31 protein-coding genes are annotated in these 26,942 nt (G+C 41.4%); 23 read left to right on the forward strand and 8 right to left on the reverse strand.

Features of this window, described 5'->3' with window-relative positions:
* Positions 1-111 precede the first annotated feature (111 nt).
* The 7 genes from NSQ64_RS04675 (at position 112) to NSQ64_RS04705 (ending at position 7,541) form a co-directional block, all read left to right on the forward strand.
* The gene (locus NSQ64_RS04675) at positions 112-660 is read left to right on the forward strand and encodes a VanZ family protein (RefSeq protein ID WP_045034495.1); all 549 of its coding nucleotides are present in this window, start codon (positions 112-114) and stop codon (positions 658-660) included.
* A complete protein-coding gene (locus NSQ64_RS04680) occupies positions 657-1,121 on the forward strand; it encodes a DUF6884 domain-containing protein (protein ID WP_025206957.1) in 465 nt (154 codons plus the stop codon). Before NSQ64_RS04675 ends, NSQ64_RS04680 begins: the two co-directional genes overlap by 4 nt.
* 150 nt (positions 1,122-1,271) lie before the next feature.
* Entirely contained in the window at positions 1,272-1,901 is a 630-nt protein-coding gene (locus NSQ64_RS04685; protein WP_039167979.1) for a rhamnogalacturonan acetylesterase, read from the forward strand.
* 153 nt (positions 1,902-2,054) lie between these two features.
* Positions 2,055-3,095, forward strand: a complete 1,041-nt coding sequence (locus tag NSQ64_RS04690; protein WP_341015325.1) for an NAD(P)/FAD-dependent oxidoreductase — start codon at positions 2,055-2,057, stop codon at positions 3,093-3,095.
* 75 nt (positions 3,096-3,170) lie between these two features.
* A complete protein-coding gene (locus NSQ64_RS04695; protein ID WP_341015327.1) occupies positions 3,171-4,775 on the forward strand; it encodes an AraC family transcriptional regulator in 1,605 nt (534 codons plus the stop codon).
* Positions 4,776-4,886: 111 nt separating this feature from the next.
* The gene (locus tag NSQ64_RS04700; protein ID WP_024720274.1) at positions 4,887-5,813 is read left to right on the forward strand and encodes an ABC transporter substrate-binding protein; all 927 of its coding nucleotides are present in this window, start codon (positions 4,887-4,889) and stop codon (positions 5,811-5,813) included.
* Positions 5,814-5,825: 12 nt separating this feature from the next.
* Positions 5,826-7,541, forward strand: coding sequence for an ABC transporter ATP-binding protein (locus tag NSQ64_RS04705; protein WP_341015330.1), 1,716 nt, complete (start codon positions 5,826-5,828; stop codon positions 7,539-7,541).
* Positions 7,542-7,792: 251 nt separating this feature from the next.
* Here NSQ64_RS04705 and NSQ64_RS04710 read toward each other — a convergent pair whose 3' ends face one another.
* The gene (locus tag NSQ64_RS04710) at positions 7,793-8,119 is read right to left on the reverse strand and encodes a YnfA family protein (RefSeq protein WP_017358827.1); all 327 of its coding nucleotides are present in this window, start codon (positions 8,117-8,119) and stop codon (positions 7,793-7,795) included.
* 354 nt (positions 8,120-8,473) lie between these two features.
* Here NSQ64_RS04710 and NSQ64_RS04715 point away from each other — a divergent pair, with 354 nt between their 5' ends.
* From NSQ64_RS04715 to NSQ64_RS04740, 6 genes are all read left to right on the forward strand, one after another.
* On the forward strand, positions 8,474-9,040 hold the full coding sequence (locus NSQ64_RS04715; protein ID WP_341015332.1) for an RNA polymerase sigma factor: 567 nt from the start codon (positions 8,474-8,476) through the stop codon (positions 9,038-9,040).
* Positions 9,037-9,795 carry an anti-sigma factor gene (locus NSQ64_RS04720; protein WP_341015334.1) on the forward strand — a complete coding sequence of 253 codons (759 nt, stop codon included), beginning with the start codon at positions 9,037-9,039 and terminating at the stop codon, positions 9,793-9,795. Before NSQ64_RS04715 ends, NSQ64_RS04720 begins: the two co-directional genes overlap by 4 nt.
* A gap of 99 nt (positions 9,796-9,894) precedes the next feature.
* Positions 9,895-10,392: a hypothetical protein gene (locus NSQ64_RS04725; RefSeq protein ID WP_024720278.1), complete on the forward strand. Its 498-nt coding sequence runs from the start codon at positions 9,895-9,897 to the stop codon at positions 10,390-10,392.
* An 89-nt stretch (positions 10,393-10,481) separates the two neighbouring features.
* Positions 10,482-11,489 (forward strand): zinc-binding alcohol dehydrogenase family protein, encoded by a 1,008-nt coding sequence (locus tag NSQ64_RS04730; RefSeq protein ID WP_096881144.1) that lies wholly within the window; start codon positions 10,482-10,484, stop codon positions 11,487-11,489.
* A 13-nt stretch (positions 11,490-11,502) separates the two neighbouring features.
* Positions 11,503-12,030 (forward strand): YfiT family bacillithiol transferase, encoded by a 528-nt coding sequence (locus tag NSQ64_RS04735; RefSeq protein ID WP_341015338.1) that lies wholly within the window; start codon positions 11,503-11,505, stop codon positions 12,028-12,030.
* Between the two features lie 12 nt (positions 12,031-12,042).
* A complete protein-coding gene (locus NSQ64_RS04740) occupies positions 12,043-12,327 on the forward strand; it encodes a hypothetical protein (protein WP_041506577.1) in 285 nt (94 codons plus the stop codon).
* 17 nt (positions 12,328-12,344) lie between these two features.
* Here NSQ64_RS04740 and NSQ64_RS04745 read toward each other — a convergent pair whose 3' ends face one another.
* The gene (locus tag NSQ64_RS04745) at positions 12,345-12,824 is read right to left on the reverse strand and encodes a MarR family transcriptional regulator (RefSeq protein ID WP_008341672.1); all 480 of its coding nucleotides are present in this window, start codon (positions 12,822-12,824) and stop codon (positions 12,345-12,347) included.
* A gap of 168 nt (positions 12,825-12,992) precedes the next feature.
* Between NSQ64_RS04745 and mprF the strand changes: the two genes are divergently transcribed.
* From mprF to NSQ64_RS04760, 3 genes are all read left to right on the forward strand, one after another.
* A complete protein-coding gene (gene mprF / locus NSQ64_RS04750) occupies positions 12,993-15,563 on the forward strand; it encodes a bifunctional lysylphosphatidylglycerol flippase/synthetase MprF (protein ID WP_341015341.1) in 2,571 nt (856 codons plus the stop codon).
* Positions 15,564-15,656: 93 nt separating this feature from the next.
* On the forward strand, positions 15,657-16,205 hold the full coding sequence (locus NSQ64_RS04755) for a thioredoxin family protein (protein WP_008341670.1): 549 nt from the start codon (positions 15,657-15,659) through the stop codon (positions 16,203-16,205).
* A gap of 338 nt (positions 16,206-16,543) precedes the next feature.
* The gene (locus NSQ64_RS04760) at positions 16,544-17,011 is read left to right on the forward strand and encodes a thiol-disulfide oxidoreductase DCC family protein (RefSeq protein WP_007496690.1); all 468 of its coding nucleotides are present in this window, start codon (positions 16,544-16,546) and stop codon (positions 17,009-17,011) included.
* 35 nt (positions 17,012-17,046) lie between these two features.
* Here NSQ64_RS04760 and NSQ64_RS04765 read toward each other — a convergent pair whose 3' ends face one another.
* Positions 17,047-18,303 carry a transcriptional regulator gene (locus NSQ64_RS04765; protein WP_008341668.1) on the reverse strand — a complete coding sequence of 419 codons (1,257 nt, stop codon included), beginning with the start codon at positions 18,301-18,303 and terminating at the stop codon, positions 17,047-17,049.
* 270 nt (positions 18,304-18,573) lie between these two features.
* Here NSQ64_RS04765 and NSQ64_RS04770 point away from each other — a divergent pair, with 270 nt between their 5' ends.
* Positions 18,574-19,161 carry a nitroreductase family protein gene (locus NSQ64_RS04770; RefSeq protein ID WP_024720283.1) on the forward strand — a complete coding sequence of 196 codons (588 nt, stop codon included), beginning with the start codon at positions 18,574-18,576 and terminating at the stop codon, positions 19,159-19,161.
* 34 nt (positions 19,162-19,195) lie between these two features.
* Here the strand turns inward: NSQ64_RS04770 and NSQ64_RS04775 are convergent, their stop codons facing one another.
* From NSQ64_RS04775 to NSQ64_RS04785, 3 genes are all read right to left on the reverse strand, one after another.
* Complete coding sequence (locus NSQ64_RS04775; protein ID WP_008341997.1) at positions 19,196-19,351, reverse strand: YfhD family protein; 156 nt, start codon at positions 19,349-19,351, stop codon at positions 19,196-19,198.
* Positions 19,352-19,412: 61 nt separating this feature from the next.
* Positions 19,413-19,523: a YfhE family protein gene (locus NSQ64_RS04780; RefSeq protein WP_017358836.1), complete on the reverse strand. Its 111-nt coding sequence runs from the start codon at positions 19,521-19,523 to the stop codon at positions 19,413-19,415.
* A 52-nt stretch (positions 19,524-19,575) separates the two neighbouring features.
* Positions 19,576-20,472 carry a TIGR01777 family oxidoreductase gene (locus tag NSQ64_RS04785; RefSeq protein WP_341015345.1) on the reverse strand — a complete coding sequence of 299 codons (897 nt, stop codon included), beginning with the start codon at positions 20,470-20,472 and terminating at the stop codon, positions 19,576-19,578.
* A 95-nt stretch (positions 20,473-20,567) separates the two neighbouring features.
* Between NSQ64_RS04785 and recX the strand changes: the two genes are divergently transcribed.
* Entirely contained in the window at positions 20,568-21,359 is a 792-nt protein-coding gene (gene recX, locus NSQ64_RS04790) for a recombination regulator RecX (protein ID WP_058336507.1), read from the forward strand.
* A gap of 3 nt (positions 21,360-21,362) precedes the next feature.
* Complete coding sequence (locus NSQ64_RS04795) at positions 21,363-21,677, forward strand: YfhH family protein (protein ID WP_008341991.1); 315 nt, start codon at positions 21,363-21,365, stop codon at positions 21,675-21,677.
* 23 nt (positions 21,678-21,700) lie between these two features.
* Here NSQ64_RS04795 and NSQ64_RS04800 read toward each other — a convergent pair whose 3' ends face one another.
* Together NSQ64_RS04800 and NSQ64_RS04805 are read right to left on the reverse strand one after the other, a co-directional pair.
* Positions 21,701-21,874 carry a YpzG family protein gene (locus tag NSQ64_RS04800; RefSeq protein WP_341015348.1) on the reverse strand — a complete coding sequence of 58 codons (174 nt, stop codon included), beginning with the start codon at positions 21,872-21,874 and terminating at the stop codon, positions 21,701-21,703.
* A 25-nt stretch (positions 21,875-21,899) separates the two neighbouring features.
* Positions 21,900-22,049, reverse strand: a complete 150-nt coding sequence (locus tag NSQ64_RS04805) for a small, acid-soluble spore protein K (RefSeq protein WP_003217849.1) — start codon at positions 22,047-22,049, stop codon at positions 21,900-21,902.
* 116 nt (positions 22,050-22,165) lie between these two features.
* Here NSQ64_RS04805 and NSQ64_RS04810 point away from each other — a divergent pair, with 116 nt between their 5' ends.
* From NSQ64_RS04810 to NSQ64_RS04825, 4 genes are all read left to right on the forward strand, one after another.
* Positions 22,166-22,438: a YfhJ family protein gene (locus NSQ64_RS04810; RefSeq protein ID WP_017366871.1), complete on the forward strand. Its 273-nt coding sequence runs from the start codon at positions 22,166-22,168 to the stop codon at positions 22,436-22,438.
* Between the two features lie 301 nt (positions 22,439-22,739).
* Positions 22,740-23,723, forward strand: coding sequence for a glycosyltransferase family 2 protein (locus NSQ64_RS04815; protein WP_008341983.1), 984 nt, complete (start codon positions 22,740-22,742; stop codon positions 23,721-23,723).
* 87 nt (positions 23,724-23,810) lie between these two features.
* On the forward strand, positions 23,811-26,405 hold the full coding sequence (locus tag NSQ64_RS04820; protein ID WP_341015351.1) for a YfhO family protein: 2,595 nt from the start codon (positions 23,811-23,813) through the stop codon (positions 26,403-26,405).
* Between the two features lie 61 nt (positions 26,406-26,466).
* Positions 26,467-26,940, forward strand: coding sequence for a DinB family protein (locus NSQ64_RS04825; protein ID WP_039167943.1), 474 nt, complete (start codon positions 26,467-26,469; stop codon positions 26,938-26,940).
* Positions 26,941-26,942 lie beyond the last annotated feature (2 nt).

A 26,942-nucleotide genomic window follows, 5' to 3' on the forward strand; every position in this document is an offset into this window, starting at 1 on the left:
AATATGGGTTTCTCGTCATTGAATAGGAGAAAAGTGATGAATAGATGCGGGCAGGCCTGAATAAGCTGTAAATATGGTCAAGCATTATGTGAGAAAGGGGCAGCTCTCCGTATGACATTCAGTGCGATGTTTTCCATGACTTATTTTCTCTTGCTCGTCCCGCTCTATTTACATATGAGATACAGACAGGCGAAAAAACAAAAACGATTTATCTATTTACGAACTGAAATCGTTCTTGCCTGTCTGTTTATGTATACAAATGTTTTATTATATTTGACGGTCTTTCCTAATCGTTTTTCCGCACCAAGGGATCAGGTGAGTGTCAACCTCATGCCTTTGCAGTCCATTTATCAAAATCTCCATGCCTATCATCATGGCTATCCCAATCTTGTTTTTTTAAATTTGGCAGGGAACATTTTGTTATTTGTGCCACTTGGTTTTTTTCTTTATCAAGCATTCCGAACCTTGCGCTGGCAAAAGGCGATTCTTGCTGGCTTTTTCTTGTCAACAATAATTGAAGTGCTTCAATGGATATTCTCGCAATCTGGTATGATTACAAGAAGCAGCGATATTGATGATATTCTCTTAAATACACTTGGCACAGCGCTAGGTTGTATGTTGTATCGGATGTATCAACGAAGGAAGGAGAAAATCAAGTGAAGCGAGTTTGTATCATTCCATGTGGGGCGAAGAAAATATGGGACGTCCATCCAGAGGCAGGGAGCCAGCCGGCGAACCTCGTTTATTTAAGTCCGCTGCATCAGCGTACGAAAAGCTATGCCCGAACGTTCTTTTCAGACTACCTAATCATTTCAGCGAAGCATGGATTCTTAAAGGCAGATGATATTATTCATGAAAATTATGATGTGGCTTTTGGTACACCGCATACTGATCAGATAACAAGAGAAGCACTAAGTCAGCAATTTCATGAAAAACATCTCACTGCATATGATGAATTAGTGATACTAGGTGGAAAGAAATATCGAAAGGTGATCGATCCGTTATTACTTCCTCATCAGACAGCGATTTATCCGCTGGCTCCATATAAAGGAATTGGCTATATGCTTCAGGCGTTAAAGCAAGCCGTTGAGACAAAAGTAGAACTTCCGCCGCATATTTAACGTATTCACATCTACCGGTAAGCAGGGTTTTGATCATTAAAAAGAGAATGAATGAAGTAGCGATGCTGATTGTTTCATATCTTTTCAGCAGCCACTTGGATGTCCGCATCGCTTATTAGAGTGGCTATATGAAAAAGGGGGCGTATGAACATGACAACCATCTATTTAGCTGGTGATTCAACCGTTTCATCTTACCCAGATCGTCCTGTTCAAGGAGGGTGGGGAGAGTTTTTACATCGCTACACAGCACAGGGGGTGAGCGTCGACAACCGCGCAATCGGTGGAAGAAGCTCAAAAACATTCATTGAAGAAGGACGGCTTGATAAAATATTGGCTGACATTCAGCCTGGGGACTGGCTGTTTACACAAATGGGGCACAATGATGCTTCAACGGAGAAGCCCGAACGGCATACAGATCCTTTCACAACGTATAAAAGCTATTTGTCTCAATATATTCACGGAGCAAGAGCGAAAGGAGCTACACCGCTTTTATTAACGCCAGTCGGCCGCTTTCATGAAAAAGACGGAGAATATATCAATGATTTCCCTGATTACTGTGCCGCGATGAAAGAACTAGCTGATGAAGAAGAAGTCCTTCTTGTAGATTTAAATACGGCAAGCCTTCAGTTTTATCAAATTTCCGGCATAGAGAAAACGACTTCTTACTTTATGCTGTCAACAGGCATAGAGGATCGCACGCACTTTACAAAAGAAGGAGCAGATGCGATTGCAAGGCTTGTTTCGCTGGAATTAAAGGACCTTGGATTAACGATTGTGTGATGGATGACAGGACGAGAAAGCGCTCGTCCTGTTCTTTTTTTGCAGAAAGCTATTGATTCCCTTCACCAGAGTAGACTACAATAGGTACATATGATAATGAGAATCAATATCACTTATAAATAGATCATTCAATGAAAAAACGGAGGGACTCAAATGACAGATCAGCTTGAATTGTTTGACGTCACCATTATTGGCGGCGGTCCAGCAGGAATGTACACCGCCTTTTATAGTGGGATGCGGGATTTAAAGACGAAGGTACTGGAGTATAACGAAAGCCTTGGCGGAAAAATCCTCCTCTATCCTGAAAAAGTCATATGGGATGTGGGTGGTTTGCCGCCAACAAGAGGTGAACAGCTGATTCAGCAGCTAGAAACGCAGGCGAAAACATTTGAACCAGAGATTGCGTTGAATCAAAAAATCACGCAATTCGAGCGGGATGAGAATGGTCATATCCTGCTGACGGCTGAAAATGGCGATCGTCATTTGACAAAGACCCTCATCTTAGCCATGGGTCACGGAATACCAGTTCAGCGAAAACTTGAAATCGAGCATGCAGACCGTTATGAGGTAACAAACCTTTATTACACCGTGCAGGAGCTAAAGACGTTTGCAGGGAAGCGGTTGGTCATCTCTGGAGGCGGAGATTCAGCTGTTGATTGGGCAAATGCCCTCGTTCCAATTGCAGAAAGTGTGACCGTTGTGCATCGTCGTGATATGTTTGGTGGACATGAAAAAAACGTCGCCAACATGAAAGCATCTAGTGCTCGCATTCTCACACCGCATGAACTCACAGAGCTTCATGGTCAAGGTGACAAAATTGAAGCCGTCACCATTCAGCACTTAGAAACAGGCGACATCGAACGAATCGAAACCGATGCTGTCATCGTCAACCATGGCATGAAAGGTGATTTAAGTGTTCTATCAGAATGGGGACTCAAGCAAGGTGAGTGGGGACTCATCGAGGTCAATGAAAAGATGGAAACCAATTTACCTGGTGTCTATGCAGTTGGCGACTTATGCACACATAAAAGTAAAGTGCGTTTAATTGCCGGTACGTTTGTTGATGGAGTCAATGCACTCAATAGCGCAAAGCTATACATCGAACCAGAAGCAGAAAAAGTAGCGTACGTGTCTTCACATAATGAACGCTTTAAAGAGAAAAACAAAGAATTACAAACGGCTGGAGCGCGATAATCACCATTCAGTCAGACATTGAAGTGCTAAAATGGTTTATTTTAGCACTTTTTTATATGGAAGGAGAAAGAGAAAATGACCGCCTATACTCATACAATTCTTCGCATGAAAGAAAGCAGTAAACGATCTCTTTCTGTGAAACAAACGGACTCATGGCAAACATCTTCACTGATGTTCTTGACTACGGACGGTGCGGTGAGACTTGACATGGAAGGAATTCGATATGAGCTAAACGCCAAAGACAGTGTGTTGATCCGCTCAGGAATAGATGTCATGGTTCAATCTTTATCGAGCGAGCAAGTGGTGATCTATACTGTCACATTTGACCAATTCACTCTGGCACAAGATGCACAAAATGAATTGGTCTATAAGGTGAATCACGATAATCTCCCTGATAACGGGGAAGTGGTGAAAGGCTCTGCCGTTCTTTTTTCTTACATCAAACAAATACAGACGAGCCAAATCATACAAGAACAGGCAAAATGGCTGGAAGAAATCATGTTCATTTTCCGCAAACAATCCAAGCCATACAACGAAAAAGTGCATTATTCGATTAACATGATCTTGCAGTATATGGCTGAGCATTATGATCAAAAACTAACAAGAAAAGACTTAGCTCATAAGATGGGGTTTCATGAGAGTTACTTTTCTACCTTTTTCAAACAAAGTATGGGGATGAGTGTGACAGAATACATTGCACAAATTCGAATAGACGAAGCCAAAAAACGTCTTCTGCAAACAGACGATCAAATTCAAATCATAGCACGGCAAGTCGGGTATGCAGACAGTTTATATTTCAGCAGGAAGTTCCGTCAAAAAACAGGAAGAACGCCCAGTCAGTTTCGAATGAACCGAAGACCAGAGCGTATTGCTGCTTTTCAATTTGTCGGGTCATTGGTTGCAATAGGCATTGAGCCTGTTTGTATTGACGAAGAAACCTATCTCCATTCAGATATACTGAAAGAACAACTGGCCGGTTCGCTCGTCATAAATGAACATACGCCTGATGACGTCTTTAAATCACTTCAATTAGATGTCATCATCGTCCCTAACTATTATTATTCAAAACCTGCATTGATCAAGCGGTTGGAGCAAATCGCACCAGTTCTTGTTCTGCCATACGTCGGTCATCATGCTGTACCAGAGGTACTGTCTATAGGACGCCTTTTAGGAAGAGAAAATGAGGCAAACGATTGGGTGAAGCGATTTGAACAGCATAGTCAACAGGCAAGAAACACCCTGTCTTCCTTTAGAGAAAAAGGCGAGACCGTTGCAATCTATGAAATGAGAGGACATGACAAAGTGTATATGTGGTCCTATGAGGCAAGAGGGGCCTTCTATCTTTACGAAACGCTTGGCTTAAAACCTCCAAAAGCCATTTTAGAAGAAGTTCTTCTTCCTAATCAACATACAGTCATTCCTTTAGAGAGACTTGGAGAATACGAGGCGGATCATATGTTTTTTATTGTCTCTGACCAATATGGGTGGTATAAGCAAATGGACAAGCGAATGGAAGAAAGTGATGTTCTTCGTCAATTATCGGCTGTAAAAAATGGTACCTTTTATCCAGTAAAACTGGAGGAGTTTCGATTTGATGAAGGGGAGCGTGCACTTCTTTTGATGGACCGGTTTGTCTCTCAATTGACACAGCCAGCCTATCCAACAATTGTCCATATATAAGTTGCGAGAATCCTCCATAGACCACGACAGGTGAGGTTGATAGAATACATGAGACTAGTAATTGATAACTATTCTCATTTGTAGTGGTGAAAATGAAGGAGGAATATGGAGATGAAAAAGACGTATTGGATATGTGCTGTCATTCTTCTAATGATATTGACGGCTTGTGGCAATAAAGAACAAGCCAAAACAGCAGAATCAAAGCAAGAAACGAAAACGGTTGAAACAGTGAAAGGAAAGATAGAGATTCCAGCTGAACCTAAACGAATTCTCGTAGATGGATATTTAGGGAGTGTGATTGCACTTGACGTTCAGCCTGTGGGATCGACCACGCAGGATTTAAAGAACGTACACTTAAAGGACAAGATAAAAGGAATAGAGGACATCAGTGACGAGCGTTCAGCTGAAAAAGCACTTAGCTTAAAGCCTGATCTGATTATCACAGCAGTACAGGATGAAAAAGTCTATGATGTGTACAAAAAAATAGCGCCTACCATCGTGTATCCTTACGGTTCTTTCAAAGATGCACATGAAGAATTGACGACGCTGGCAAAAATTTTAAATAAAGAAGAGGAAGGAAAAGCATTCCTCACCGCCTTCGATCAACGAATCGAGGCTGCTAGGAAAAAAGTGAAGTCTGCTTTAAAAGAGAATGAAACGGTCTCGATCATGGGCGCTTTTAAAAATGATGTCTATGTATATGGTAACGGAATTTATCGAGGCGGGCAGGCATTATATCAGCAATTACAGGTAAACCCACCAAAACAGGTCAGAGATACAATTTTAAAAAGTAAGACAGGGTATGAAGTCATTTCGTATGAAACCCTTCCTGAATATGCAGGAGATTACATTTTCATTGATGAAAGCAACGGCGGAACATTTGATAAAAACAATTCTATTTGGAAGAGTCTAGAATCTGTCAAAAAAGAGCAGACCTATCAAATGGATACAGAGTTCTTCTGGCCTTACGATCCGATTGCAGTAGCCAATCAAGCGGAAGAGTTTGCTGACATATTGACAGAAATGTCTGATCGGTAGGAGGTCTGTCAATTGCTAAAGCGTTTCTTCTCATACTACAAACCATATATGGGGCTGTTTATATTAGATTTTTCCTGTGCGGTACTGGCAGCCTTACTCGAATTATCCTTTCCCCTTGCCATCAGTAAAGTGATGGACGATTTGCTGCCAAATGGTGATTGGGATGCCATTTGGTTTTGGGGCATTCTGCTCCTCGTTTTATACGTGATCAGTTCTACGATGCATTATGTCGTGACCTATTTTGGGCACAAATTAGGCATTAATATAGAAACGGATATGAGGAATCAGCTATTTTCTCATGTACAAAGAATGTCCTTTCGCTTCTTTGACAAAAAGAAAACGGGAAAACTCGTGTCTCGTATGACAAATGATTTAATGGATATTGGTGAAATTGCGCATCATGGGCCGGAGGATTTATTTATCGCGATCATGACACTCACGGGTGCCTTTGGCTTGATGCTGTCGATTAATTGGCAGCTGGCAGTTCTCACATTTATTGTCGTTCCATTCTTGATCGGATTATCCGTCTACTTTACGAAAAAAATGTCTGCTGCTTTTGATAAAATGTTCTCGAGTATTGGTCAATTCCATTCACGTGTGGAAAACAATATTAGTGGCATACGGGTTGTGAAAGCATTCGGAAATGAATCACATGAAATGGACCGATTTATTGAACATAACGAGCAATTTAGAAAGACAAAGCTAACCACATATCAAATGATGGCTGTGCATACCGCTGTCAGTCATTTTCTTATTAAGAGTGTGACAGTGTTTGGCCTTGTATGCGGCGCATGGTTTGTGCTGCAAAAAAATATGACGTATGGGGAATTTGTGTCATTTGTACTATTAACAGGCATCTTCTTAGGACCCATTCAACAAATCAATGCAGTCATTGAAATGTATCCAAAAGGTGCAGCGGGCTTTAAACGATTTGTATCACTCATCGATCAATCACCAGATGAAAAGGATGCGGATGATGCCATTGAAGTTGATCAGTTAAATGGGGATATCGTTTTTGAGCATGTGTCTTTTCAATATGAATCAGACAAACCGGTTCTTCATGACATCAATCTTGAGGTGAAACAAGGAGAGACCATTGCGGTCGTAGGTCCCTCTGGTGCTGGTAAATCGACGCTTTGCAGTTTGCTGCCACGTTTTTACGAATGGCACGAGGGTACCATTACAATTGATGGCATAGAGACAAGAAAGATGACACTGCCTTCGCTGCGGAGACAAATTGGTGTCGTCCAGCAAGATATTTATTTATTCCATGGGACCATTCGAGAAAACATTTTATACGGAAAACTCGATGCATCTGATGAAGAAGTGTGGCAGGCAGTGGAGAAAGCCCAACTGAAGGATCTTGTAAATAGCTTGCCAAATGGGCTTGATACGATCATCGGTGAACGCGGAATGATGTTATCTGGCGGACAAAAACAGCGTATCTCCATTGCACGTATTTTCCTTAAAAATCCGCCAATTTTTATTTTAGATGAAGCCACATCTTCTCTGGATACGGAGACAGAATCCTTTATTCAGGGCTCACTTGAAGAACTATCTGAAGGACGAACCACGTTTATTATTGCGCATCGCCTAGCGACCATCCAGCATGCTGATCGGATTGTGGTTTTAACAAAAGAGGGCATCAAGGAGCAGGGCAGGCATGAAGACCTGCTGGAAATGGACGGCATGTACCGGCGTTTGTATGAAACACAGTTTAGAATGTAAAAGAGGAAAAGCCGGCATATTGCCGGCTCGGCGTGTAGACAAACCCTCGCATTCGGTGTCAGTCCTGCGCTTCGGTGCTCACGAATGTCAAATTCGCTCCGCTCCGATGCTCGTCCTTCCTAGGGCTGCAAAGGTTTTCTATCACGCTGAAAAGAAGACAAAGGGCTAAAATAAAGTTCATTTTAGCCCTTTGTCAACAATCTGAAGCCGGCATATTGCCGGCTTTTTAGCGTGTGATCATCATCCGACCATTAACTGCGGGGGGCAAATAACATCACACTGACACCAGCTAAACAGATCAAAGCACCCATCCAGTCATAGAAATCAGGGGTTTTGCGATCGACCCACCAGCCCCAAAACACAGCGAGAACGACAAAAACACCGCCATAGGCCGCATAAACCCGCCCAAAGGTCGGGAACTGCTGGAATGTAGGGATGACGCCGTAAGCGACCAAGATGAGGCTACCTGCGATTCCATAGCTGACGGGTTTTGCTTCACGCAGCCACAGCCAGACAAGATAACCGCCACCTATTTCAGCCAGACCAGCTAATAAAAAAAGAACAATCGTTACAATCATTTTCGGACACTCCAGTTCTCCTGTTTCGTTCTATTATGACATGATGAAAGGATGCGTTCTACCTGATGTAAATTGAGAGACTAATGAGAGTTTGCTAAAATCAACTGAACAGTGAATGAAACACATGGATTCTTGACTTTCCTTGAGGCGAGTGATCCAAATGGTCAATCCATCCGTTTAGTAAGTACATTCTCATGAGGAACACATTTCCTTTTTCAGCGCTCTTTTTTTCTCCTTGAAAAAAGAGTAAAGTACAAAGGAGGCTTATCTCAGCAATTTGAGAGATGAGCCATACGTGAAGATTTCATGATGAATGCATAATGCTCTTTCTCATGAAAAAGGAAGGAGATGACCATGGACACACTGAAGGATTTTGAGCTGTATCACAAGATCAAACATGATCGACATAAGCCCTCGCTTGAATTATTGTACGATCGCTATGAACGTGTGTTATATTCGTTTATTTATAAAATGACTGGAAACCGTGAGCTGGCGGAGGAAGTGCTTCAAGAAGTCTTTATCAAGCTTTGGCGCGGCATAGGAGAATACAATACAGATAAAGGAAAATTTTCCTCATGGTTATTTATGATGTCACGAAACACGGCAATCGATCTATTAAGGAAACACCGAAATGAAACAGCTCTTGAAGATGAGCATATTGAATACTTGGCAGACCATCAAGAAGATGTGTCAAAAGCAGTAGAATGGAACGAAGAAAAACAAATCATACGTGAAGCAGTATCAACATTGTCGAAAGAACAGCAAACCATCATCGAAGATGTCTATTTTAAAGGAATGACACAAAAGAGCATTGCGGAAAAACTAGGCATCCCTATTGGAACGGTGAAGGGAAGAGTTCGATTGTCATTGAAGCATTTACGAACGAAACTGTCTCGCGGAGGAAAGGAGGAAGAGGCATGACTCAGTGTAAACATCAAGTCATTGATTACTTTAACGGGCATTTACAAGGAGAAGAAAAGACGCAGTTTGAAGAACACATCAAACATTGCTCGGCTTGCAAAGAAGAGCTTGAAGAACTGACATCGCTCATGTCTGATATTCCGTTTCTAGCAGAGGACGAAACGCCTCCGGCAGGGATGAAAGACCGCATTTTATCAAGAGTATTTGAAGAAGAGATACGAGAGACAACAATCGCTGCAAAATCGAACCCGCCTCAAGATCTCAAAATAGTTCGTGATGCACATGAGACGAAACCGCCAATGAAGAAGAAAAATCAATGGCTTTTGCCTCTCGTTGCCGCACTACTTCTCATTTCTGCAGCTGGGAACGTGTATTTCTTAACAAATGGAACAGATCAAGCAGAACAACCTGTCAAAGTTGTTGCGACAAAATCACTGGCATCTGCCGAATCGGCAAAAACAACGGGTGCTTTTTCAGTGATTGAGCATCACGGCAAAAAAGAGCTTGTAGTGAGTGCGGGCGGATTAAAAGGCCAGCTTGATTCATCGGCTGTTTATCAAGTATGGCTCATTAAAGGAGATCAGCCTGTTCCGGCCGGTGCCTTTAAAACAGATAGCAAAGGGGAGGGCACCGTCACCTATGCATTATCTGAAAAAGAAGCAAACGAATCATGGGATACTGTGGCTGTCACCCTTGAACCAAAAAAGGATAACAAGCTTCCGCAAGGCCCTGTCGTACTGAGTGCTGCATTTTAAGCTTGATTCATGAAGGATGCCTTTTTCAGGGCATCCTTTTTTGATAGTCAGAAGGAACCTTATGACAAATGAGACGTACTACATATAGAGGTGAGACACATGCAGCGATACATAGAAAAACAACTATTTCTCTTATCAGGTAGACACGCATTTACCGCATTTTATTTTTTGGTGATCCCATTCATTATAAAAGACCTTTTTAAATCAACTCCTTTACTTATGGTCATGATCGCTCTTTTTATCATTCATCATCTAGTGACAAGTATCGTATGGTTTTATAAATCAAGAAACATTCGAAAGCGTCAATCAGGTGACCTAACCAAACGGGGACACCTCGTTGTCCAGATCATGCAGAGGCTCGAACAGCTTATGATGCTCGGTTTTGTGATGGTATTGATCAGTGGATGGATGCAGGGAGACATTGTGACGCTATTATTCACAATTTTTCTGTTCATCGTCGTTTTCTTACAGCACATTCAGTTTTATTATGTTCAGTACTTTTTTAAATCGAGCGGCTGGTTCACCTATGTCCTCTCTTTACAAAAGGCTCGTCCTTCTTACATCGTGAGGGAACGAAGGGCTTTGAAGAAATCCTAAATGTGCAATCGCTTGCTGACTGATCCATCAGCATCAGAAATGTATGATAAAATGTGGAAAAGAAGCATGGAGAAAGGGAGTGCGAGCGAGTGAAAGCAGTTGGATTATTTGAGTATTTGCCAATTGAGCATGAACAAAGCTTGATCGATCAGGAGGTGGCAAAGCCCAAAGCAGCTGGCAGGGATATTTTGGTGAAAGTAGAGGCTGTGTCGGTGAATCCAGTGGATACAAAGGTGAGGTCACCGAAGAATCAGAAAGAAGATGAATTGAAAATTCTTGGCTACGATGCAAGCGGTACGGTGGTGGAAGTGGGCGAAGCGTGTACGTTGTTTCAGCCGGGTGACCATGTCTATTACGCAGGAGATATCACGCGACAAGGCTCAAATAGTGAATACCAGCTTGTGGATGAGAGAATTGTGGCGAAAAAGCCTGCAAATCTCTCTTTTGCCGAAGCAGCTGCCATGCCTCTTACAACAATTACGGCATATGAAGCGCTATTCGACCGAATGCATATGAAGCGGAATGCAGAAGGTTCGACCTTGCTGATCATCGGTGGAGCAGGCGGAGTGGGCTCTATCGCCATTCAACTCGCCAAATTAGCAAAGGCGACTGTGATCGCCACTGCATCAAGACCTGAAACAAATGAATGGTGTCTCTCATTAGGGGCTGATCATATCATTGACCATCACCAGCCGCTCTTAGCGCAGCTTCAGGAAAAAGGGATTGGCGAAGTGGATTACATTTTATGCTTAAATGATACAGATGGCCATTTCAAAGGGATGGCAGAAGCGATTAAACCTCAAGGGACGATCTGTACCATTGTTGAAAATCAGCACCATTTAGACATTCAATTACTCAAAAATAAAAGTGCTGCATTTGTATGGGAATTCATGTTCACACGGCCGATGTACAAAACCTCGGATATGATGAAGCAGCATGAGCTTTTAAAAGAAGCGAGTACATTATTTGAAGAGAAGAAGTTAAAACATACATTAACAAAGGTGCTCAGCCCCATCAATGCCGCCAATTTGAAGCAGGCACATCAAACACTTGAGCAAGGGAAGATGATAGGTAAATTTGTTCTAGAAGGATTTTAAGGAGGGGCAGCAGATGACATCATTACAATATCCGATTGGCTTATATGAACCGGTGGACCAACAAACGAAAAAGCAGCTGGAGGCATGGATTGATGAGCTGGCACTCATTCCTCAAAAGTATGAAGAGGCAGTTGTCCCATTGACAAATGATCAGCTGGATACCCCATATCGGCCAGAAGGATGGACCGTTCGTCAGCTCATTCACCACGTAGCGGACAGCCATCTGAACGCCTACTTGCGATTTAAACTTGCGCTGACAGAAGAAACACCGCACATACGTCCATATGATCAAGAAGCATTTGCTTCACTTCCTGACAGCAAGGCGCCTATCAGTCTATCACTGCCGTTAATCAGCAGTCTGCATCGCAGGTGGGTCACATTACTTCGCGAGATGACAGAGGAAGATTTCAACGCTGCATATTACCATCCAGCCGATCAACAAACGGTGTCCTTATATGATGCAACAGGAATGTACGTCTGGCATTCACAGCATCATCTTGCCCATATCACGGAATTAATCAAAAGAAATCAGTGGAAGTAAAGGAGTTAACACATGTCTAGTAGAAGAATTGTCGGCGCTATGTTTATCTGCACGGCGGCATTGTTTTATATAGCAAAATTCGTTTTGTTTGAGATTCGTTATGGTGGAAATGTAGGCGGAGAAAGAACGATTGAGGAACTGGAAGATATACTCCCAGGCGGTACGTGGATCAGCATCATTTTTCTCATTATCGGTTTAGGTTATCTCTTGTGGGATGACCGGGAAGTCATTCGTCAATATCTTTTCACCCCAGATAAACAAGGAAAAGAAGAATTAAAAAAGACGGACCTCAAGTGACCGTCTTTTTTTCTTTTTTAGCCACGTTCAGGACGAAGTGCTTTTTCTAAAATAGCTAGACCTTCATTGACTTTTTCTTTTTCTTCATCATTGAGCCGTTGCAGGGAATTTTTAATTTTTTCATGCCCTTTTTGATAAATACTTCTGAAAATATTTTTCGCTTCCTCTGTCAATTCTACGACAATGATTCGACGATCACGCTCAGAATGCTTTCGTTCCACAAAGTTCGATTGTTCTAACCGATCAAGCAGCCCTGTCATATTGGACAAAGAAGCCCCCATTTTTTCAGCAATTTCGGACACCTTAAGAGAGCCATGGTTATTGAGCAGCATGAGCACCTTCATTTGAGGCATACTCATATCCAGCTTCATCCATTCAGAAACATCTCCAAGTCCTGCAGCAGTGAGCACTTTCATATACAGCACCCATGTCTTTTTTTCCTCAGGAGATAGGATTTCCTCTTTTAGTACGGTGGTGTCATGAATATTATATTCCACGCTTGTTCACTTCCTTTAAGCGGCTCTTTTCTTTATATTACTGATTTTTACTTCTAATTGAAAGTATCATGAAGCTTTTGAATGTTAAACTGCATGAATTAAGTGGTATTTGTTGTATAATAATGGTCAGTTGAAATTAATGAAGCAACTTAGAAAGTTGGGAAAAACATGTGGAACAAAAAAACGGGTATGACGATCTTAAAAATGCTCTTTCCGATCGTGATCATCCTTGTCTTAATTTTTGTCGCCAAGCAGGAGCTGAGCGGCCTTTCCATTAAAAAGACGTTTTATATTATTGACAGCTTGAATCGAATGGACTTGTTTATTCTTGTCTTTCTTGGACTTGTCGCTGTTTTATCCATGTCCTTATATGATTTTATTTTAAGAAAAAGCCTTAATATGCCCATCAGCGGCTGGAAAACGATCCGTATTTCTTGGATCGCCAACTCCTTTAATAGTGTGCTTGGATTCGGTGGTTTATCAGGAGCAGGGCTTAGAACGCTTCTATACAAGGAATACATAACAGATACGAAAAAACTGCTGAAAGGCATTGCCCTTTTAACATCCTCTGTTCTGCTGGGCTTATCTATTTTCAGTGATTTGATTTTAGTTAGGGTCTTGCCAGTTGAAAGTATTATTAGTCAGGAGCCGTGGTTATGGGCATTTGTCATTATTTTTGCTTGTATTGTGCCCATTTACATCATCATGGCGTCCATTCGAAAAAGCTCGATTGAGAGCGGTGAAAACGGACTAAAGCACCCGATCTATGCTTACATTGGTGCATCGTTTTTAGAGTGGCTGGCAGCTGGTCTTGTCATGTACATGGCTGTTGTCTCTATGGGGATGAACGTTGATGTCCGTATTGTATTAGGTGTCTTTGCGATTGCGTCAATCGGCGGTTTAATTAGTATGGTTCCGGGCGGATTTGGTTCGTTTGATCTGATCTTTTTACTCAGTATGCAATACATTGGGTTTGATAAAGAGATGGTGCTGACAGCGCTTGTATTGTACCGCTTCGTTTACTCCATTTTCCCGTTTATTCTTGGACTTTGTCTAGCGGCATACGATTTAACTGGAACAACACTCAGGCGTCTTGAAGGCAATCCGAGAATGGCGCCTGCTATTGAAACAACAAACGTCTTAATTGTGTTGCACCGAGCTCTGCTCATCCGTTTATTGTACGGATCTTTGTCCATTTTAACGTTTGGAAGCGGTTTGCTCATTATGGCTTCAGTTGTGCTTCCTGTTGATCGTTTAGGTGTGATCACAACCATTCCACGCTTTTTGTTATCAGGATTTAATGGTCTTTCTTTAATGTTCGGGATCATTTTAATGATTTTGTCCATTGAAGTGTATAAAAGAACGAAGCGGTCTTATCTATTGACAATGATTGCCCTAGCAGGCGGCTTTGTGTTTACTTTACTAAAAGGGTTTAACCTGAGTTTGATCTTTATATTGCCGGTCATCATGGTGGTATTTTTCTCGCTTCGAAATCAATTTGTGAAGCAGCAGGCCCCTTATTCTTTGAATCAGTTTGTGGCGGCCGCCGCCGGATATTTACTCGTGTTGTTTAACTATAATGTCATTGGGAACTTCATTTGGATGAAAATTGGTCATTTCCTAAGCAAGGACTATTTGGTTCATAATGAACGGCATATCACGATGACCAGTATGATTGCTTTAATTGGTGTTCCTCTTTTCTTTTTCATTAGCAAATTGATTTTTAATAAAAAAGCAGTTCCAATCGGCGAAGAAGCCGATGAAGAAAAATTAAAAACTTTTCTCGAAGAAAAGGGAGGAAATGCTCTTAGTCATCTAGGTTTTTTGGGAGACAAAAAATTGTTTTTCTCAAGTGATGGAGAGGCGATGCTTCAGTTTGGCCGGATTGGCCGTTGCGTTATTGTGCTTGGAGATCCTTCTGGGCGTAAAGCCTCTTATCCGCTTGTACTGGAAGAATTTTTGGAGCAGACAGAAAAAGCAGGCTATCGTGTCGCTTTTTATCAAGTAGAACGTGAAGGAATGGCGCTTTATCATGACCTAGGTTTTCACTTCTTTAAGCTTGGGGAAGAAGCCATGGTCGATTTAGAAACGTTTTCTTTGTCAGGAAAGAAAAAATCAAACTTACGGGCTGTCGCAAATAAATTTGAACGAGAAGGCTATACGTTTGAAATGCTGGAGCCGCCCTTTTCTGAGGAATTGATTTCAACCTTAAAACAAATCTCTGACAGCTGGCTGGGCAAGAAAAAAGAAAAAGGATTTTCATTAGGCTATTTCAATGAAGACTACATTCAAAAAGCACCGATTGCGATTTTAAAGGATGAACAAGGGAAGATCATATCTTTTGTGTCCTTAATGCCGATGTATCAAAAAGGAGAGATATCCATCGACCTCATGCGTCATATGCATGATGCACCGAACGGGATGATGGATGCACTCTTTATCCACCTGTTTCAATGGGCGAAAGAAAAAGGCTACACATCCTTTAACATGGGAATGGCGCCATTATCGAATGTAGGCACGTTCCACCAGTCCTTTCTGACAGAACGTTTGGCGAGTGTCATCTTCAATAACGTCAGATATATGTATAGTTTCAGCGGCTTACGGTCGTTTAAACAGAAATATAAACCAGAATGGCGCGGAAAATATTTAGCGTATAAAAAGAATACATCACTGCCTGTCACAATGGTGCTCGTCACTAAGCTGATAGGAATGGACCCAAATCGAAAACGGCGTCCATAAGTCCAAAGAACCTTTACCTTTCACTAGGTGAAGGTTTTTTTAGACAAAAGAATAGCAAAAGTGGTAAAGTTGAAGGGTAAGGGGGATGTTCACATGACACTAAATGAATGGTTTACAAAGGGATTAGCTGAACGTACATATGTACACAACATGGAGAAAAACCGTGAAAACTTACTCACGGTGTACAACCAGTACGCAATTCATCAAAAGGAAAAAGAGCTGCTTCAAAAACTTCAAAAGAAAAAGCTCAGAGCGCTTGTGATCACGGCAGATTGGTGCGGTGATGCGATGGTTAATGTACCTATTTTCATGCGTATTGCAAATGAAGCACTGATTGATGCGCGCTATTTCATTCGGGACGAGCACCTAGACCTGATGGATCAGTATTTAACGAACGGGACCGCAAGATCGATTCCGATTATCGTCATCATTGATCAGGACGGGAAAGAAGTGGGGAAATGGGGACCTCGCTCAGCAGAAGCTCAGCGCTTTGTCGACGAGAAAAAGCCGGATAAAGATGCACCCGATTTTGAGGAAGCATTTAAAGTGTTTGCGAAAGAAGCCGCACATCACTATACGACAGATCGTTACTTATGGAAAGATATTGAGAAAGAAATAGTAGAAGTTTTGGCAAAAATATAAACCAAAAGACTACTTCGCCGCAATGGGAAGTAGTCTTTTTTTATCTTGTTTTTGCGTTTTACCTACAAAACACCGCATAAAGATGTAGAAAAACCGCAGAATTCTATCAAATACCGCAGAAAACCGCAAAGCATCACGATTTTCCCAACCACTTTTAGTTGAAAAACCTCATATATGCCATGAAATCAGCTATTTTGCCCTTATCTAAAGGCTCATATAACGCACGTCGGATGGCTTTTTCCCAATACAAGAGGCCCAGCAACTATAGTAATCTAGTTGTAATCTCCTTTGAACGAACTAAAAAAAATAAATGAAGGAAAAGGGCTGGCGATCAATTTATGAAAAAAATCATCTATCTCGATCAAGAAAAAAAGAAGCTCGCTGAATCAAAGAAAAGAGAACAGCGTTCCATCAAATCACTCAGACTGCTTGTGTTTTATGACGGACAAAGTCCTTCATGTGCAAAAGCGATTGACCTGTTGAAATCACTCGATTGGAAAAATCGAATTCACTTTGAATCATTTAGACACTCACAGCTGCTGAGACTGAACAAAATTAGTGAAGAGAAGGCAGAGAAACGAATCGTGTCTATTTCCTTAGCGAAAAATCAAAAAAACTCAGGGATTTATACGTGGCTGAGAATGGCTTGTCACATCCCTGCATTATGGGGAACGGTCCCATTCATTGTACTCAGCATTTGGCTTGGCTTTGGGCAGCATGCTTACGATTATTTTGCGAGAAAACGGTACATTCATTCTGTCGAACAAGTCACCCGTCCCGATACAGATCAACAAAAGACCATCTAATCATAGAAAAAGCATGACCTTCGATCGGCAGAAGGTCATGCTTTTTTATAATACGGGATATATGATGCTAAGTGATCAAGCAGCTTCGTTGTGTAAGACATATATGCACGCTTATCAAGCTCAGAAGCCGCATAGGAAAGCAAGGTTCTAAGAGCAAACAAGTACTCATTGTGGAGCTGATTGTGTTCAAAGTAAGGAATCGCTGCTTCTACTAAATAAGTTTTCAAATCATGAGGATTCTCTTCAATCATCAATTTATAGATTTTAATCATATATAAACAGTTTGGTTGAATACGAGGCTGTTTGAGCAGCTCGTGTATATATGGAAGCGCCTTTTTGCGATCATATTCCGCATACAATGTCGCGATTTCATAAAGCGTTTCACAGTAACGATCTTCTATCTGTTCTTGATTAAAATAATTGAGTGAATCTAGTAAATAAGGCACAGCGGATGAGAAATCGCCTTGGCGTTTTAAGAGAACCCCGTAATAAAAATAAGCTGTCATCTTAATATAAGCATCAGGGTGAAGCGATGTGTGTAAAATCACTTCTTTTAAATATCTTTTAGCTGTTTGAAAGGCCTTTAATTCCAGTGAGATGACCCCATGAATGAGTGTACAATGAATGACCCGCTTGAAATTATTTTTTTGTCTATACAAATCCATTGCTTGATGTGTGGCCTCAAGCGCATCACCGAGATGTCCCATGGCTCCAAGTGCTTTTGCATAGTGATAATACAGGTCGCTCTGTTCAACAGAAGCGTAAGAAAAGCAGCTTTCAAGTCTTTTCAATCCTTCTTCGAGTTGACCGATTTTAATCTGGTGGATGCCATCTAGATATTCAAACGTTTCTTTTTCTGTGTCAATAAAGGTTTTTTCAAACTTCTTAAGCACGCGGTGCGTTTTTAAGGCAAGCTGTTGTTTTTCTGTTAATAAATAAAATTGAAATAAGGACAAATGATACTGAATCCCTAAATCTAGCGAAAAGAACTGTTCCTCGTGATGAATGATCATTTCTGCATTTTGCTCTGCTTGATCGAGCGCATAGAAATACATGTTCATCTGAAACTCATCGAGCAATGACAACAGATGACGCGCCTTTTGCGACAGCGTTTCTTGACTAATTCCAAGCCGTTCAAGCAAAAGATTGATCGTATCTTGATTGGCCTCTTTTGAGCCATTTTCAATTTTACTTAAATGAGAGACAGAACAAATTCCTTCTGCCAACTCCGATTGGGTCATATTTTGTTTATAACGATAGAGTTTGATGATTTGCCCAATATTGATTTTCATTCCATTCAGAAGCCTCCCTTCCAATCATGGGTTGAAAGCTTTTTGAAAAAATAGCCGCATTTAACAAAGTGGAAATACCTGAAACCATTTCATCATCTTGGCTTTTTTCTCAAAATTTGTTTAAAACGTAATATGATTGTAACATTACTTGAAAAAGTCAAACAACTTTTTAGCAGAGAGGTGAGGTCTTATTTGCAAACAGCACATGATCATGTTTATAATGTGAATGAGAATCAATTTCAATTAAGGTTGATTGAAAGGATGACATATATGCCAGAAACAAAACAACAAACAGAAGCGTTAACGGTTCGAGACGCTGTCAGATATAGACGATCGATTCGAAAATTCAAAGAAACGCCGGTGAGCATTGAACAGCTTCAGCCATTATTAGAGGATGCAGTCTATGCACCCAATCATAAAATCACGGAACCTTGGCGTTTTTTATATGCAGTGACGGATGAAGCGAAAGAGGTATTTGTTGAGCGGTTTATTGCTTTCTTTAAACGCAACAATCCAGACGCAAAAGAAGAAAAGATCAATCAGTACAGAGATTATTTTTCTAAAGTACCAGCACTTTTACTTGTTGTTCTAAAAGAAGACGAAAATCCAGTTGTGAGAAATGATGATTTTGCCGCTGTGAGTGCGCTCATTCAAAACTTCCAGCTGCTGGCTTGGGATCAAGGAATCGGTATGGTATGGAAGAGCGGCCGTATTTTATACGACAAAGGGTTTCAACAGGATATGGGATTAAAGGAAAACGAACGCTTTGCCGCGATTCTTCACATCGGTTATCCAGAAGAGGTGCCTGAGGAAAAGTCACGTCAGAAGGCATCAAGCCTGCTAACTGAAATCAAATAAAAACAGACCTTTTGATAGGGTCTGTTTTTTTTACTTATTGTTTTTTGGCACGCTGATCGGCTGCTTTCATACGTGCCATCGCTTTTACGTCATTCGGATCTGCAAGTTCTTTGGAAAATTCAACATATTCGCCATCCGTCTCTTGTGCCGCAAGCTGGTGGTTGGATTTTTTGTGTTGGTCTTTTTTCAAAGCTTTTCCCTCCTTTACAAGATCACTTTAGTTATGTGCTTGTAAAAGAGGAATATCCGTTTTATTTGTTTCTTTTTTCTGCTGCTCTTTCCGCTTTTTTGAATTCCTGCTGATACAGAACTTCCTGGGTTTTCTTCAGTTTTGAAGTCGGCTGGTGTTCTTTTTTCTTCATCAAAATCGCCCCCTCATCTCATTTTTAATAGGATGGGTGTTTTTGACAAAATTTATTCCTCTGAATGCAAAATCGCTTCTTTTAGCTCAGGGTGTAAAAATTCATAAGAAGACAGCAGTGCCTTTTTCGGCAGAGCACGTTGACCTTCTAATACAAGCAATGACATGTCGCCAAGTGCGGTTTTGATGACAAAGGACGGCACCTTCAGCCAGTGAGGGCGATGAAGGCTAGATGCAATAGTTTGTCCCAGCTGCTTCATTTGAACAGGATTTGGAGATGTGACATTGAGTGGACCTGATATGTGTTCATGCTCAATGGCATACGCAATGAGATGTGCTACATCCTCCACGTGAACCCAAGATACCCATTGCGAGCCAGAGCCAATCGTTCCACCGGCAAACAGCTTGTATGGCAAGGTCATAAGAGGAAGTGTGCCTTTTTCTCCTAGCACTACCCCAAAGCGTGTATAAACTGTGCGAATACCGAGCGCCTCAATTTTTTGCCCTTCAGCTTCCCAAAGTTTTGACGTATGACTTAAAAAGTCTGTATCGGCTGGAGGGGCTTCCTCCGTAAAGTCTTCTGTCTTGGAAGTGCCGTAGATACCGACAGCACTTGCTTGAATGAGCACAGATGGTTTCGATTCCTGCGCTTCTATAATGCGTCTCACTTCTTGTGTGGATTGAATACGGCTGGAGAGAATGCCTTTTTTTGCTTTGTCCGTCCAGCGTGTGAAAATGGATTTTCCAGCAAGGTTAATCCATACATCAATCGCAGGCAATTCATGTTCAGGCTTAGCGCCTTCTGTCAGCCACTGCACGTAATGTAAATGATTTTGTTCGGATTCCTTTGGATTTCTTGTTAGAATATATAGATGATGTCCTTCAGCTGCGAGCACCTTTGTGACATGCTGGCCGATAAACCCGGTTCCTCCGGTAATGGCGATATTCAATTGACATCTTCTCCTCTCATATACATACCTATATCTTTCACGATTTTGAATCAGAAGAAACATCCTGACTGTTTGAAAAAAGGAGTGATCACAGGATGCCCTATATTACGAAAATCTCTGCTCAGAAAAACAATACAGAACGCGTGAACATCTTTCTTGATGAAAAGTACGCTTTTAGCGTTGATCTAGATGTGCTCGTCCAGCATGATTTGAAAAAGGGAAAAGAGCTGGACGAAGCCGATATCATAGAGATTCAATTCGGTGATGCAGTAAAAAAAGGATTTCAGCAGGCCGTCGATTATTTATCGTATCGGATGAGATCAGTGAAAGAAGTCACCGATTATTTGACGAAAAAAGACATACCAGCACCTGCTATTAGTGAAATTATACACAAATTAAAACATTATAAGTATGTAAATGATCTTGAATTTGCAGAAGCGTATGTAAGCACCCACCGAAAAACGAATAGCAAAGGCCCGTCAGTGCTAAAAAAAGAGTTAAAGCTGAAAGGCATAGACGATGACACCATCGAACAAGCACTATCGCAATATCCGAATGATTTGCAGCTAGAGGAAGCAGTGAAACAAGTGCTAAAGCTGGTTAAGAAAGAGAAAAACCGGTCCGCAAAAGAAATTGAACAGCGTATCAAATTGCAGCTTCAGCGAAAAGGATTTTCATTTGATATCATTGATAAAGCCCTTCAAGAATCCTATGATGGACAAGAAGAGGAAAAGGAAGAAGAAGCCCTTCACTATATGCTTGAGAAGGCAAAACGCAAGGTAGGTTATGACGGATCATTTGAGAAAAAAATGAAAGTGAAGCAATTCCTTTACCGAAAAGGATTTGATCTTGATACAATTGATCACGTTTTAGACAAAGGGGAATGACAGATGGAAAAACGCTATAGTGAAATGACAGAATACGAATTAAAGCAGGAGATTGCCGCTCTTTCTGAAAAAGCAAGAAAAGCTGAGCAGCTAGGCATTGTGAATGAATATGCCGTGTTGGAGCGGAAAATTGACATGGCGAAAGCCTATTTATTAGATCCAGCTGCTATTCAAACCAAAACGACTTATCACATCAAAGATACAGACGAGCAGTTTTATGTGGAGTATTTAAATGGTGTTTTTGCTTGGGGCTACAGAGTATCAGCGCCAAATAAAGAAGATGCCCTGCCGATTTCAATGCTTACGCAAAAGGACTGATCCCTAGAGATCAGTCCTTTTCTTTACTTCGAACGTTGTTTACGGACGTTGTTCTGAAGTACGATGTCGTGCTGCGTTTGCTGCGTTTCTCCGTTGACCTGAGAGGCAGAATGTTTAGCATTCGCCCATGGTTGAGGGTAAGTGGTTGTTCTTAATTGAACAAAGTCTTCCATATACGATTTCCCATTTGAACTCATATCTCAAGCACTCCCTTTGGAAAAATTAGCGTTTCCCTGATGCCCTCATACGTTCCTGTGGACGTGTATTCGTCTCACCGTTCGGCCTTTTAGACGCATAAGCATCTGTGGCCCCTGGTTCGCCTTCAAACTTGTGATTCACTTGATTTGGAAAGCCCTTTGCTTTATTACGCATACTGATTCCCTCCAAACAATACAAATCATTTGCGTCTTTTGAAGACGTAAGGGTAGTATATGAAAAAAGAGATTTTTTTAAAAAGGCACTTTCTGCTAGATGAAGGAGGAACCAGTATGGAACAATATTTTGAGCGATTAACCGAACAACTAATGGAAAAAAACAATATGCTCACATATGAAGAAGCACGTACATGGGTAGAGCTCCTTTGGAGTGATTTTGAAACAACCTATGCAAAGGCTGGCCGCAAGTATAAAGGACAAGAAACGACTGAACGGATTGTCCGAGAATGGATCGAAAGCTACGGCGCTCAGCTGCATTTATTTCAAAATAAACAATCGAAGGCAAATGAGCATCTGCAACAAAACGACAAAGGGCTGCTGCATTAAAAGGGTTGCCCTTTTCACTTCCACTCATCTTTTTCAACAAACAGGAAAATATATAATTGACCAAACAATTTTATGAAACAATACCCAGTCTGTGATCAAAATTACAGGCTTTTTACAATGGATAAACTTAAAATTACATTAAATTCATGTTGGTGAAAATCACTGGAAATAAAACTCTGATATAATGTAACGATTAAGGATACATGAAATTTATGGATAATAAAAAAGGGTTTCGTTTTCTGACAAAAAAGGAATAATGAACATAACAGACTATGTGAAAAAAGTGAAGAGAAGGTGCGATATGGAACGGGAACTGCTCTCTGTTATAATTCCTTCTTACAATGAAGGTGAAAACATCAGACGAATCTTTGAGGCACTCGAGGAAGAGTTTCGCGATTTTCATTATGACTTTGAAATCATCTTTGTGAATGATGGAAGCAAAGACAATACGCTTCAATACATGAGAGAGCTCTCTCACAAAAGTGCAAAAGTCAAATACATTTCCTTTTCTCGTAACTTTGGGAAAGAAGCTGCAATTTTAGCAGGTCTTGAGCATGCAAAAGGGGAAGCTGCGATCATTATGGACGCCGACCTGCAGCACCCAACGTATTTGATTCAGGATTTTGTTAGAGGCTACGAAGAAGGTTATCATCAAGTCATTGCCAAACGAAACCGTAAAGGGGACAGCAAGCTTCGTTCTTACCTATCATCGATGTATTATAAAGTGATGAACAAGGTGGTCGAAGTGGACTTGCGTGATGGTGTAGGAGATTTCCGCTTAATTTCCCGTCAAGCGATCGACGCATTGCTTCAGCTGAAAGAGGGAAATCGTTTTTCAAAAGGCCTTTTTTGCTGGATTGGCTTTGAAGAAAAGGTCATCTATTATGAAAATGTGGAAAGACAGCACGGTGATACAAAATGGTCACTGAAGAAATTATTTAACTACGGGATTGATGGGGTCATTTCCTTTAACAACCGCCCGCTGCGTATTTGTTTTTATACGGGTATTTTGATCTTATTTCTCTCTTTGATTTACATCGTGGCGACCTTTATTCAAATCGTCAGAACGGGCATCATGGTACCGGGTTATTTCACTTTAATCTCAGCTGTGCTTTTCCTCGGTGGTGTCCAGCTCTTGAGTCTAGGTGTGATCGGAGAATACATTGGCCGGATTTACTATGAAACGAAAAAGAGGCCGCATTACTTAATTCAAGAATCAAATGTCATGGAACAAGAGACAAGCTCAAAAGAACAAGACCGAGTGTTAACGCAGTTATTTAAATAACGTGGAGTCAAATAACCGGCAAGCACGAATCGCTTGCTGGGTTGTTTTGTTTCAATGAAAAGTGGATCTTTTGGAGAAAGGATTTAGATGATGAAACGTAGATGGATACTCATTGGAATGTGCCTCATTCTTGCTTTATTAGGACACTCCTTTTTCTTATATGAATATACGCAAGGCCGATATATGACGGGAGATGGAGATGGCATTTCGCAAATGCTCCCGTTTAAAAAGCTGCTGTATGACGAATACGTCAAAGGAAACTTCTTTTATTCCTATCAATTTGGTCTAGGCGGTGGTACATATACGCAATTAGGTTATTATTTTACAACGTCGATGGTCTTTATGGTCACAGTCGCTGTTGTCTGGCTGTTAAATGCGCTTCACCTTATACAGTCAACAGACATTCACTTTTGGGCAAATGCTGTTATTTGGCTGAGTGTGATCAAGCTGACAGTCATTCTGTTCATCGCATATCGTGTGCTCCTTTCGATTGTGCAGCATAGGCTGGGGGCGCTGACAGGAGCCGGTATTTACGGACTGTCTATTGTGTACTTTCGGCATCAAACGTTTTGGGAGTTTTTCACCGACAGCATGATGTGGCTTCCGCTGCTTGTGCTCGGGGTTGAACGGATTTTTAAAACAGGCAAGCCGGCTTGGTTTATTGCGGCTTGCAGTCTCATGCTGATCAATAATTTTTACTTTGCTTACATTCACTTTATCTTTTTAGCCATTTATCTCGTCTTCAGATATATGATTAAGCTTCAAAGCGAGGAGCGAGGCTGGAAGGTGTTCTGGACCCTTGCGATCTCTACGTTGTTATCGTTTGGGATCAGTGCTGCCTTTTTTATCCCGTCTGTTTACGGCTTTCTTAATAATGTAAGACCGCCGTATGAACAGGCGATTCCTTGGTTTGCGCTGCATGATCATCTGCTGTTTACAAGCAGGGTGTACTTATTGCCGGTCATCTTTCTGATTTGTCTGTTCCTCGTTCCGCTATACCGGAACAGATGGTTTTTCATGTTCACATCGATCAGTGTTCTGCTGATCATTTTTCACTACAGTCCAAAGATGGCGAGCGTGTTTAATGGTTTTTCTGCACCGCAGTACAGATTTGAATATTTTCTTGCTTTTACAGTTGGAGCAGTCATAGCCATCACCATCAAGCATTTCTCGCAAATGGAGTGGAAGTGGAAAACACGTGCGGTTTTAGGCGCTTGGATTGTATTCCTTCTCGCAGTCGCCCTTTCAGAACGAGCAAAGGGAAATATGGATGTTGTTGTATTTACCGGAATAGGACTGCTTGTGATCAGCTTGTTCTTCCTCTCGATACATGCGGGGAAACGTCTGCACCTTCATCTCTTGTCAGCTGTGCTCATCGTTGTGAGCTTACTGACAGCAGGCGTGTATCAGCAGGGCTACTTATTTGAAAGAAGCAATATTAAGAGCGTATCAGATACGTATCTGAATAGTGAGGCGTATGCTGGACATGAGCAAATGAAGCTCATTCAGCAGATTCAAAGCCGCTCAAAAGAAGATCCGCTTGCCCGGATTGATTGGATGAACGGCGTGCGCAACAACACCCCGTTATTTGAAGGCTTTCAAGGCATGAGTGCGTATTCAAGTATATTGAATCAGCATCTGCTCCATTTCTACTGGAATGACCTGCAAATTGATATGGGACGGGAAAGTGTCAGCCGGTATGCAACAATGGGGGACAGAGCGAATTTATACAGTCTGACCTACGGGAAGTATTATATGAGAGACAAATCGATGTCTTTCTCACCACCGGTTTATTTTAAGCCCATATTGGAAAGCGAACATTATGAAGTGTATGAAAATACACGCCCGCTCCCATTTGCAAGAACAACGAGTACCGTCTATTCAGAAAATTCACTAGAGCATGCGTCAGCACTTGATAAAGAACATGCGATGTTGCAAGGTGTGATCTTAAACAAAAAAGGAAATGCTGAAATCGACCAATCGCCTGATCGAATAAAGGATACAAACATTCATACTGAACAAGCGGTATACGAAAATGGCGTGCTTGATGTATACGGGAAAACGGGTGGGCTGAATATCACCCTTCCAGATGATATCGCTCGCGTGGGGGATGTGTATGTGAGCTTTTATGTGAAGCGGACCGACCGTAACGAAGGGTTTCAGTTATCTGTGGATGACTACGTCACATCACGCAAAAGCAATACGTCTATCTACAAAACAGGCGTTAATGACGTGACGATCAGAGTCCCTGCGGAAAAAATCCTTTCCATACGAGTTCCAAAAGGGACGTATGAGCTGAGTCAATTAAAGCTGTATCATGAGCCTTACCGCACCCTTGCGCGGGCATATGAAAAAGAAAAACAGGATGATGGCAGCCAGCAGGTGAAGCTTAAAAATAACCGCTTTACGATTTCTTATGAGAACAAGCGCGGAGATGATTATATGATTCTGCCTGTTCCATATGAAAAAGGCTGGGAGCTCACTGTGAACGGCCATCAAACCGAGATTGAACAAGCCAATTATGCGTTTATCGGTTTTCCAATAGAAAAAGGCAAAAACGAGATCGTGCTAACCTACTATCCGCCTTATATCAGAATTCTCGCATTGATTTCACTCGTCAGTTTGATCGTTGCGATTTTATATGCACGGAGAAAACACAAGAAACACCACTTTTCAGCATAAGTGGTGTTTTTTCTCATCATTGATACAATCTACATAAAAGCATGTGAATGGGGGAGACCATTTGACGTTAAACAAAGAGTCCACTATTGCTCATTTTGAACACTCCATTGAATGGGTACAGTCACTAACGGAATTAACAGACAAAGAATGGCGCAGAGCGATCGCTGATGGAAAATGGAGCACCGCTGAAATCATCGCCCATTTCGTTCCATGGGATGAATTTATTTTAAAGGCTCGACTAAAGGAATTTTGGAACGATCGGCCATTACCTCAAGCTCCTGATGTGCACAAAATGAATCAGCAGTCAGCTGAAAGAGCGAGAAAGGAAAAGAAAAGCGAGACGATCGTTCGATTTATTGCTGTCAGAACAGAATTACTTCAAGAAATGAAGAAAATTGAACCATCTCGCTGGAATGAACCTTTTTTTATTGGTCAAACCAAGCTGACGTTATTAAGTTATTTCCAAGGACTGATCGAACACGATACCCATCATATGAAGCAAATCAAAGAAGCACTCTCGTCAGAAAGAGAGTAGAG

The sequence above is a fragment of the Bacillus sp. FSL W8-0183 genome, from assembly GCF_038006825.1.
Taxonomy (GTDB): Bacteria; Bacillota; Bacilli; order Bacillales; family Bacillaceae; genus Bacillus; species Bacillus altitudinis.

Coding starts and splice junctions, on each gene's coding strand:
- NSQ64_RS04795 (WP_008341991.1), top strand. CDS start 21,363: ATGGAAAAACGCTATAGTGAAATGACAGAATACGAATTAAAGCAGGAG.
- NSQ64_RS04685 (WP_039167979.1), top strand. CDS start 1,272: ATGACAACCATCTATTTAGCTGGTGATTCAACCGTTTCATCTTACCCA.
- NSQ64_RS04760 (WP_007496690.1), top strand. CDS start 16,544: ATGAAAAAAATCATCTATCTCGATCAAGAAAAAAAGAAGCTCGCTGAA.
- NSQ64_RS04690 (WP_341015325.1), top strand. CDS start 2,055: ATGACAGATCAGCTTGAATTGTTTGACGTCACCATTATTGGCGGCGGT.
- NSQ64_RS04720 (WP_341015334.1), top strand. CDS start 9,037: ATGACTCAGTGTAAACATCAAGTCATTGATTACTTTAACGGGCATTTA.
- NSQ64_RS04815 (WP_008341983.1), top strand. CDS start 22,740: ATGGAACGGGAACTGCTCTCTGTTATAATTCCTTCTTACAATGAAGGT.
- NSQ64_RS04755 (WP_008341670.1), top strand. CDS start 15,657: ATGACACTAAATGAATGGTTTACAAAGGGATTAGCTGAACGTACATAT.
- NSQ64_RS04765 (WP_008341668.1), bottom strand. CDS start 18,303: ATGAAAATCAATATTGGGCAAATCATCAAACTCTATCGTTATAAACAA.
- NSQ64_RS04770 (WP_024720283.1), top strand. CDS start 18,574: ATGCCAGAAACAAAACAACAAACAGAAGCGTTAACGGTTCGAGACGCT.
- NSQ64_RS04810 (WP_017366871.1), top strand. CDS start 22,166: ATGGAACAATATTTTGAGCGATTAACCGAACAACTAATGGAAAAAAAC.
- NSQ64_RS04800 (WP_341015348.1), bottom strand. CDS start 21,874: ATGAGTTCAAATGGGAAATCGTATATGGAAGACTTTGTTCAATTAAGA.
- NSQ64_RS04725 (WP_024720278.1), top strand. CDS start 9,895: ATGCAGCGATACATAGAAAAACAACTATTTCTCTTATCAGGTAGACAC.
- NSQ64_RS04710 (WP_017358827.1), bottom strand. CDS start 8,119: ATGATTGTAACGATTGTTCTTTTTTTATTAGCTGGTCTGGCTGAAATA.
- NSQ64_RS04700 (WP_024720274.1), top strand. CDS start 4,887: ATGAAAAAGACGTATTGGATATGTGCTGTCATTCTTCTAATGATATTG.
- mprF (WP_341015341.1), top strand. CDS start 12,993: ATGTGGAACAAAAAAACGGGTATGACGATCTTAAAAATGCTCTTTCCG.
- recX (WP_058336507.1), top strand. CDS start 20,568: ATGCCCTATATTACGAAAATCTCTGCTCAGAAAAACAATACAGAACGC.
- NSQ64_RS04740 (WP_041506577.1), top strand. CDS start 12,043: ATGTCTAGTAGAAGAATTGTCGGCGCTATGTTTATCTGCACGGCGGCA.
- NSQ64_RS04715 (WP_341015332.1), top strand. CDS start 8,474: ATGGACACACTGAAGGATTTTGAGCTGTATCACAAGATCAAACATGAT.
- NSQ64_RS04780 (WP_017358836.1), bottom strand. CDS start 19,523: ATGAAGAAAAAAGAACACCAGCCGACTTCAAAACTGAAGAAAACCCAG.
- NSQ64_RS04820 (WP_341015351.1), top strand. CDS start 23,811: ATGATGAAACGTAGATGGATACTCATTGGAATGTGCCTCATTCTTGCT.
- NSQ64_RS04805 (WP_003217849.1), bottom strand. CDS start 22,049: ATGCGTAATAAAGCAAAGGGCTTTCCAAATCAAGTGAATCACAAGTTT.
- NSQ64_RS04675 (WP_045034495.1), top strand. CDS start 112: ATGACATTCAGTGCGATGTTTTCCATGACTTATTTTCTCTTGCTCGTC.
- NSQ64_RS04735 (WP_341015338.1), top strand. CDS start 11,503: ATGACATCATTACAATATCCGATTGGCTTATATGAACCGGTGGACCAA.
- NSQ64_RS04695 (WP_341015327.1), top strand. CDS start 3,171: ATGACCGCCTATACTCATACAATTCTTCGCATGAAAGAAAGCAGTAAA.